The sequence below is a fragment of the Actinomycetospora cinnamomea genome (assembly GCF_003096675.1).
Lineage (GTDB): Bacteria > Actinomycetota > Actinomycetes > Mycobacteriales > Pseudonocardiaceae > Actinomycetospora > Actinomycetospora cinnamomea.
The window spans coordinates 1-1,078 of record NZ_QEKW01000049.1 but is presented as its reverse complement, the minus strand read 5'-3'; the positions used below and the strand labels follow the sequence as shown (position 1 = coordinate 1,078).

Sequence of the window (1,078 nt, the reverse complement as noted above, 5' to 3'; positions counted from 1 at the left end):
TGATCTGTGAGTGTCGCTGCGGTGCTCCGGCAGGGAGGACCACCAGGCTCGGCGTCGGTGACCCTGGCGTGACTCACGGAATGATTTGGCCGCTGCGGCGTGCCTTGGACACGACCTGTCCGTCGGGGTCGCCGGCGCCGGCCTGGCCCACCAGCTGGCCTGATCAGAAGCCTGTCCGCCTCTCGGGCGTGACCCGTCACAGATATGCCGCTCGGTGACCTCTTCCCAGGCCGGCGCCGACTTTGACCGCCGCCCGCAGGGAAGGGAGCACCGGCCGATGCCGATGCTGGCAGAACTCGTTGACGCCGTGGTCGGCGCCGACACCCACCGCGACACCCACGAACTCGAGATCGCCCACCCGACCGGCGCCCCTATCGCGGTGTGCTCGATCGGCAACGACACCCGCGGCTATGCCCGGGCCGTGGCTTGGATCGGCGAGCAAGCTCCCGGCCCGCGTGTGGTGGTCGCCGTCGAGGGCACCCGCAGCTACGGCGCCGGGCTGGCCCGCGCCCTGACCGAGGCCGGGCTGACGGTGATCGAGTGCGAGCAGCCCTCCCGCACCGAACGTCGTGGCCGCGGGAAGTCGGACTCCATCGACGCGCACCTGGCGGTGCGCTGGGCACTCGAACTCGACGCCGAGCGGCTGCCCACCCCGCGCGCCGACGGGGACCGCGAGGCGCTGCGCACCCTGCTGTGCGCCCGCGACGAGCTGACCACCACCGGTACCGGGCAGACCAACCGCCTCAAGGCGCTGCTGCGCGACGGCGACGACACCGACCGGGCCCTGGCTCGCGGCAAGCTCTCCGACACCGACCTGAACACCCTGGCCCGGCGTCGCCAACCCCGAGAGGCCACCCGCGCCCAGGCCGTGCGCCACGGCGAGCTGCGCCGTCTCGCGGTCGCGCTGCGCGAGCAGCGCCGCGAACTCAAGACCAACCGCGCTCTCCTGGCCGCCATCGTCGGTGACCTCGCGCCCGGACTGACCGACCACAAGGGGATCGGTCCGATCTGCGCCGCCCAGGTCATCGTGTCGTTCTCCCACCCCGGGCGCTGCCGCAGCGAGGCCGCGTTCGCCGCC

General features: G+C 73.0%; 1 protein-coding gene. It reads left to right on the top strand.

What is annotated here, in order from left to right; all coding sequences use genetic code 11:
• Positions 1-277: 277 nt before the first annotated feature.
• Positions 278-1,078: IS110 family transposase (locus C8D89_RS28660; protein ID WP_133252116.1), on the top strand; the 801-nt coding region annotated here is incomplete at its 3' end.